Source organism: Microbacterium sp. P2_F9 (assembly GCF_056403635.1).
The window spans coordinates 1-7175 of the sequence record NZ_JBFUFC010000199.1 but is presented as its reverse complement, the minus strand read 5'-3'; the positions used below and the strand labels follow the sequence as shown (position 1 = coordinate 7175).

Here is a 7175-nt window from a genome sequence, read left to right as displayed (position 1 = left end):
CAGCGATACGCCGGCGTGCTTCGCGACATCGGTGATCGTGGACTTCGTACGCAGACGTCCCATCGACGCACCTCCCGACTCTGCCACGCCCGATCATAGCGAGAAAACGTTTTCGCCCACGTTGCCGGGGTTCCTGGTCAATCGCGCCGTGTGGTGACTAGCATGGGAGTGTGGGATAGAAAGCGCTTTCCCAGCCGGGCGCTGACGCCCGCATCGACACCAGGAGATTCGAATGACGGATGCCGCAGCCCGGCCGCGCCGCGCGGCGATCATCGGAACGGGGGCCATCGCACAGGCCCACGCGCAGGCGATCGCCGACCTGGCGCCCCGCATCGAGCTCGTCGCCGTCGCGGACGTCGACGCGCAGCGGGCGCGCGCGTTCGCCGATCGCTTCGCGCCCACGGCGACCGTCCACGAGACGCTCAGCGCGCTGCTCGCCGCGGAACGCATCGATCTCGTGCACATCTGCACCCCGCCGCAGACGCACGTGCCGCTCGCCATCGAATCCCTGCGGGCCGGAGTGCCGGTGCTCGTCGAGAAGCCCACGGCGCTGAGCCTGGCCGAGATGGACCGGCTCGTGGCGGTGTCGCACGAGACCGGGGTGCCGGCGCTCACCGTCTTCCAGCACCGCTTCGGCCCCGGCGCGCAGCGGCTCGRCCGTCTGCTGCGCGAGGGCGTTCTCGGCCGGCCGCTTGTCGCGACCTGCGAGACGCTCTGGTACCGCCCGGCCGAATACTTCGATGTGCCCTGGCGTGGAAGGTGGGAGGTCGAGGGCGGCGGTCCGACGATGGGTCACGGCATCCATCAATTCGATCTGCTCCTTTCGATCCTCGGGCCCTGGCGCCGGCTGTCGGCGTTCGCCGCCCGGCAGGCGCTGCCCACCGACACCGAGGACGTGTCGATGGCCGTCGTCGAGTTCGAGAACGGCGCTCTCGCCACTGTCGTGAACTCGATAGTCTCGCCGCGCKAGAGCTCGCGGCTGCGCTTCGACTTCGAGTACGCGACGGTCGAGGTGGAGCACGTGTACGGCTACACCGACGCCGACTGGACGATCACGCCGGTCGTCGGCCATGAGCACCTCGCCGCCGAGTGGGCGGCGGACGCCTCCGACGAGGTGAGCAGCCATCGCCGGCAGCTCTCGGCGATCCTCGATGCGCTCGCCGCGGGTACGGAGCCCTCCGTCGGGGCCGAGGAGGCGCGCCGCACGCTCGAGTTCGCGGCGGCCACCTACGCGTCGGCCTTCCGCGGTCTGCCGGTGAGCGCCGGGGATATCGTCGACCCAGACCCGTTCCTGGCGAGCATGGACGGCGGCGCCGTCCCCTGGCCGCCCCTCAAGGAGGCGCTGTGACCCTTTCGATCAGCCATGACGACGGCACCGCCTTCGCCGTGCGCGACGGCGACGTCGAGCTGTTCCGGTACACCTACGTGCCGGACACCCCGCAGTTCGAGTCGCCGAAGCCGTACCTGCATCCGATCCGCACGCGCTCCGGTCACCTCGTGAGTCTCTTCCGCCCGCACGATCACGTGTGGCACAAGGGGATCGCCTGGTCGCTGCCGGTGGTCGGCGACGAGAACTTCTGGGGCGGGCCGACCTATCTGCGCGACCACGGGTATGTGCAGCTCCCCAACGACGGCGCGCAGGTGCACGTGCGCATCGACTCGATCGGCCTCGACGCCGATGGGTCCGTGCGCTTCGCGCATGACCTCGAGTGGATCACCGAGGCGGGCGCCCGGATCTTCACCGAACGCCGCACGATCGGCGCGCGTGTGCTCGGGGCCGACAGCTGGGTGCTCACCTTCGAGACGGCGATGACGAATGTCTCGGCATCCGACATCGCGATCGGATCGCCCACCACGAAGGGGCGCGACAACGCCGGGTACGGCGGACTGTTCTGGCGGGGTCCTCGATCGTTCACCGATGGCTTGCTGGTGACGGCGGACGGTACGGGCTCGGGCAGTGACCTGCGCGGGCAGCGCCACGACTGGATGGGCTTCGCCGGTCGGCACGACGAGGTCGACGCGACCTCGCTCATCGTGATGGTCGACGACGCAGACAACCCCCACCACCCGCCGCAGTGGTTCGCGCGGTCCGAGGAGTTCGCGGGCCTCAACCCCGCCCCCTTCTTCAGCGACGAGCTCGTGGTGCCGGCCGGTGAGACGGTGGTCTTCCGCTACGGCGTGGGGATTGCGGATGCCGATGCCGACGCGGCAGCGGCGCTCGCGGCATCCGTGCGCGATGTGCTGGGGTCGGGCCGATGACCACCCCGCTGTTCCCCGGCGGCGTCGCCGTCAGCGAGCTCGCCGTGTACGACTGGGACGCCATCGACGGCAGGTGCGGCGGATCGCCGCACCTGCACACGGCCTCGAGTGAGGGATACGTCGTCGTCGGCGGAGTCGGCGCCGTGCACACGCTGAGTTCGGACGGCATCGCCGAGCACCCGCTCTGGCCCGGGGAGGTCGTGTGGTTCTCGCCCGGCACGGTGCATCGGCTCGTCAACGACGGGGGCCTGCGGCTGCTGGTCGTGATGCAGAACTCCGGTCTGCCCGAGGCGGGCGATGCGGTGCTCACGTTCCCGGCGAGGGTGCTCGATGACCCCGTGGCGTATGCCGCAGCGGCAGCGCTGCCGGCCGGTCCAGCGCGCGAGGCCGCCGCCAGGGCGCGTCGCGATCTCGCAATGGAGGGCTACCTCGAGCTGCGGGATGCCCTCGCCGCCGACGGGCCGAGTGCGCTGGAGGCCCTGCACGCGCGCGCCGCCAGCCTCGTCCAGCCGCGCGTCGCGGGCTGGCGTACGACCTGGGAGGCGACCGTCGCGGCCGAAGTGGAGCGCACCCGCCGTCAGCTGGATGCGCTCGAGGGTGGTCTGCCCGGTGCGCTGGGCGCGGCATCCGTCGTCCGTGCGACGCCCACTGCCGGCGATCCGGGATTCGGCATGTGCGGACGCCTCTCGACCTGGCAGTGGGGGAACACCGAGTCCTCGGGATAGCGCTTTCCCGGTCGGTGACTTAGGGTTGAGCCAACGCTTGACCATCGATGTCGGAGGCCCGGATGACGACCACACTTCGCTGCGCGCTCGTCGGAACGGGGGCGGTCGCCAACCTCCACGCGCACGCGGTCGCCGCACACCCGCACGCCGAGCTCGTTGCCGTGACCAACCTGCAGCGGTCGATCGCAGACGACTTCGCCGAGCGCTGGAACGTGCCGGCTGTGTACGACAGCCTCGAGGAGCTGCTCGCCGCCGAGCACCCCGATGTCGTGCTCGTCTGCACGCCGCCGGGCGCGCACCACGGCCAGACGATCACGGCCTTCGCCGCGGGCGCCCACGTCATCGTCGAGAAGCCCCCTGCCTCGTCGCTCGACGAACTCGATGAGATGCGGGCCGCCGCGGAGGCGGCCGGAAAACAGCTCGCCGTCGTCTTCCAACAGCGCACCGGCACGGCCGCGGCGCATTTCCGCCGGCTGCTCCAGGAAGGCGTGCTCGGTCGCCCGCTGATCGCGGTGTGCCAGACCCTCTGGTACCGCGACGAGGCCTACTTCTCCGTCCCGTGGCGCGGCAAGTGGCAGACCGAGGGCGGCGGCACGACGCTGGGGCACGGCATCCATCAACTCGATCTGCTGGCATTCCTGCTGGGGGAGTGGGCCAGCGTGCAGGGGCGCCTGTGGCGCCTGGATCGCGAGACGCAGACCGAGGATGCCTCGACCGCGACGGTGACCTTCGCCAACGGCGTCGTGGCGCAGGTCGTCACCAGCGCGGTGTCGCCGCGCGAGGTCAGCTCGATCCGGATCGACACGCAGAAGGCCACGATCATCGTCGAGCACCTGTACGGGCACGGCCACGAGAACTGGTCGATCAGCCCGGCGCCCGGGTTCGAGGGGGAGGCGTCGGCCTGGGCACTGCCGGAGTTCGAGGAGCGCAGCGACCACGGCCCGCTGCTGCGCGATGTCTTCGACGCGCTGCTCGATGGCCGGCCGCTGCCGCCGACTGCGTCAGATCCTGCGCGCTCCTTCGAGCTGGTCGCGGCGATCTACGCCTCAGCCGCCGCCGACGGGGCGGTCGTCACCCCCGCGGACCTCGCCGCGCACCCGACCCATCGGAGTGGATTCGCGAGCCCGGTGATCGACCAGCGCGGCGTTTCGTAACGCCCCGGTCACGATGGATCACGAACGGAAAGCGATTTCCGTCCACATCTTGTAAATCGTTTCAACGCGTAGTACCGTAATCGGCAAGCGCTTTCCCGAAGCACCAGGGAGCGCCTACCACACCGCAGTACACGGACAACGAACGTCCAGCGAAGCACGACGAACGCAGACGTTCGAAGAGAGGACGAAGATGTTCAGCAAGAAGCGGGCCGGCACGGCCCTCGCTCTCGCCACGGGGGCGGCGCTGATTCTGGCCGGCTGCGCCAGCGGCACCACCGAGACCCCTGACACCGCGCCGACGTTCGACCCGGACGAGAAGGTCACGCTCGACCTCGCGTTCTGGGGCAACGACGTGCGCGCCGACCTGTACAACAAGGTCATCGCAGAGTTCAACAAGGAATACCCGAACATCACGGTGAATGCCACGTTCCTGGGCTTCCCGGAGTTCTGGGAGAAGCGTCAGACCGAGGCGGCCGGCGGCAACCTTCCTGACGTGATGCAGTTCGACTACTCGTATCTCCGCCAGTACTCGCAGAACAACCTGCTGCTGGATCTCGACCCTTACCTCGGCAACATCATCGACACCGATCCGCTGTCCGAGAACATCCTCGGCATCGGCGTCGTGAACGACACGACCTACGGCATCCCCACTTCCACGAACGCGTGGGGGCTCTACACGAACCCGAAGCTCCTCGAGACCGCCGGCGTCGAAGAGTTCCCCGGCGGCAGCTGGGAGGACTACAGCGACTGGATGGGTGAGATCACCGACGCCTCCGGTGGCGCGTTCTACGGTGGCACGGATTACACCGGTCGGATCCAGAACTTCGAGCTCCAGCTGCGCTCGGAGGGCTCATACCTGTTCAGTGAAGACGGCGAGCCCGGCTTCGACGAGGCGCGCCTCACCAAGTTCTGGGAGTCGGGTGCCGACGCGCGCGACGGCATCGTCATCCCGCAGCAGCGGCTCGAGGAGGTCTACCCCAAGAGCGGGTTCGACACCGCGCTCACGGCGTCCGAGCTGACCTGGGACAACTTCGGCGCGGGCTACCTTGCGAATCTGGGTGCGGACTACACCGAGCTCGGCCTCGTCGCCCCTCCGGTGACGAAGGAAGGTGCGAAGGACCTGTACCTGAAGCCGTCGATGCTGCACACGATCTCCGCGAAGACCGAGCACCCCGAGGCGGCTGCGACGCTGGTGAACTTCCTGATCAACTCGCCGGCATCCGGTGAGATCTTCGGCACCAACCGCGGCCTCCCGGCCTCCGAGACGGCGCTCGCCGCTGCGGACCTCGACCCGCTGAGCCAGCAGATCAAGGACTACGAGGCCTCGATCGCCGACCGCCTGGGTGACGCCCCGCCGGTGCCGATCGTCGGCGCCGGGTCGCTCGAGGAGAAGTTCCGCCAGCTCGGCACCGAGCTCGGCTTCGGAACCATCACCGTCGACGACGCGGTCGCCCAGTTCTTCTCCGAGATGGACGTCGTCCTCAACCAGTAAGACCTTCCGGGGCCCGGACCGCCGTGTCCGGGCCCCGGAACACCACCCCATCGAACGACCAACCAGGAGAGCCGACGTGAGCACCACAACGACGAGGGTCATCGTGACCGGCCAGAAGCCGTCACGGCGAGCGTTGCTGCGCAAGCGGCGGCGAGAAGAGCTGGATCGTCCGGGTCAGCGTTCGCGGCTGGTGAAGGAGTCKYTGGCGGGGTACGGGTTTCTGATTCCGTGGCTGATCGGGTTCTTCGGGCTCACGATCATCCCGATGGCGTAYTCGCTGTACCTSTCGTTCACGAACTACAACATCTTCTCCCCGCCGAARTGGATCGGGCTGAACAACTACATCCGGATGTTCACSGATGACCCGTCGTTCATGCAGTCCGCGCAGATCACCCTGATCTACGTSCTGGTCGGCACCCCGATCACCCTGGCYGCSGCSYTSGGRGTGGCGATGCTGCTGAACTTCCGSGACAAGGGYGCCGGGTTCTTCCGRTCCTCGTTCTACGCCCCGTCGCTGATCGGCGGGTCSGTGAGTGTSGCGATCGTGTGGCGGGCGATGTTCGCCGAGGACGGCCCGGTCGACAACTCGCTGTCGTTCTTCGGGATCRACCTGGGCGGCTGGATGGGCAATCCCGACCTGGTGCTCCCCGCGATGATCCTCCTCGCGGTGTGGCAGTTCGGTGCGACCATGGTGATCTTCCTCGCCGGCCTGAAGCAGATCCCCCGGGAGCTGTATGAGGCGGCAGAGATGGACGGCGCCGGACCCTGGCACCGGTTCCGGGCGGTCACGGTCCCGATGCTGTCCCCGGTGATCTTCTTCAACCTGCTGCTCGGCCTGATCGCCGCGTTCCAGGTGTTCACCTCCGCGTACATCATCAGCAACGGCTCCGGCGGTCCCGCCGGGATGACGAACTTCATCACCCTCTACCTGTACAAGCGCGGCTTCAGTGACGGGCAGATGGGGTACGCGTCCGCAATCGCGTGGGTGCTGCTGATCGTCGTCGCGGTGATCGCGTTCATCCTCTTCCGCACCCAGAGATCATGGGTCCACTACTCAGGAGACAGCCGATGACCACTGCAAGCTTCGGCGAGCCCTCGTTCACGATGGTCGAAAACCAGCTCGACACCGTCCAGCAGCTCGGCCCCGAGACCAAGCCCGTCCCCACCCGCCGCCGCAAGGTGAAGCGCAAGACCTGGCAGACCGTGATCTGGTTCGTGGTGCTGCTGGCGATCACCGCGGTCGTGCTCTACCCGCTGGTCTGGCTGCTGTTCGCCACGTTCAAGCCGAACGCGGAGTTCGGGCAGAACATGGGACTGCTGCCGAACAACCCGACCATCGACAACTACATCAAGGTGTCCGAAGGCATCGCCGGGGTGCCGATGTGGAAGTTCTTCCTGAACTCCTTCATCATCGCGGTCGGGTCCGTGATCGGCACGGTGTTCTCGTCCGCCCTGGCCGCGTATGCGTTCGCCCGCATCCAGTTCAAAGGCCTCGGCATCTTCTTCGCCGCGATGATCGGCACCCTGCTGCTGCCGTTCCACGTC

Annotated in this window: 7 protein-coding genes; all 7 read left to right on the top strand. The window is 68.1% G+C overall.

Translation table 11 applies throughout. The features are described 5' to 3' along the window. Positions 1-232: 232 nt before the first annotated feature. The gene (locus tag AC1DVT_RS16545) at positions 233-1348 is read left to right on the top strand and encodes a Gfo/Idh/MocA family protein (protein ID WP_477390073.1); all 1116 of its coding nucleotides are present in this window, start codon (positions 233-235) and stop codon (positions 1346-1348) included. Continuing rightward, a complete protein-coding gene (locus tag AC1DVT_RS16540) occupies positions 1345-2259 on the top strand; it encodes a DUF6807 domain-containing protein (RefSeq protein ID WP_477390072.1) in 915 nt (304 codons plus the stop codon). The genes AC1DVT_RS16545 and AC1DVT_RS16540 overlap by 4 nt, the downstream gene beginning before the upstream one ends. After that, entirely contained in the window at positions 2256-2984 is a 729-nt protein-coding gene (locus tag AC1DVT_RS16535) for a cupin domain-containing protein (protein ID WP_457101668.1), read from the top strand. The genes AC1DVT_RS16540 and AC1DVT_RS16535 overlap by 4 nt, the downstream gene beginning before the upstream one ends. A gap of 62 nt (positions 2985-3046) precedes the next feature. Further along, positions 3047-4138 carry a Gfo/Idh/MocA family protein gene (locus AC1DVT_RS16530; protein ID WP_477390071.1) on the top strand — a complete coding sequence of 364 codons (1092 nt, stop codon included), beginning with the start codon at positions 3047-3049 and terminating at the stop codon, positions 4136-4138. Positions 4139-4328: 190 nt separating this feature from the next. Then, the gene (locus tag AC1DVT_RS16525) at positions 4329-5630 is read left to right on the top strand and encodes an ABC transporter substrate-binding protein (RefSeq protein WP_477390070.1); all 1302 of its coding nucleotides are present in this window, start codon (positions 4329-4331) and stop codon (positions 5628-5630) included. A gap of 76 nt (positions 5631-5706) precedes the next feature. Then, positions 5707-6702 (top strand): carbohydrate ABC transporter permease, encoded by a 996-nt coding sequence (locus AC1DVT_RS16520; RefSeq protein ID WP_477390069.1) that lies wholly within the window; start codon positions 5707-5709, stop codon positions 6700-6702. Continuing rightward, a partial coding sequence (locus tag AC1DVT_RS16515; protein WP_477390068.1) for a carbohydrate ABC transporter permease occupies positions 6699-7175 on the top strand: 477 nt, incomplete at its 3' end. The genes AC1DVT_RS16520 and AC1DVT_RS16515, both read left to right, overlap by 4 nt.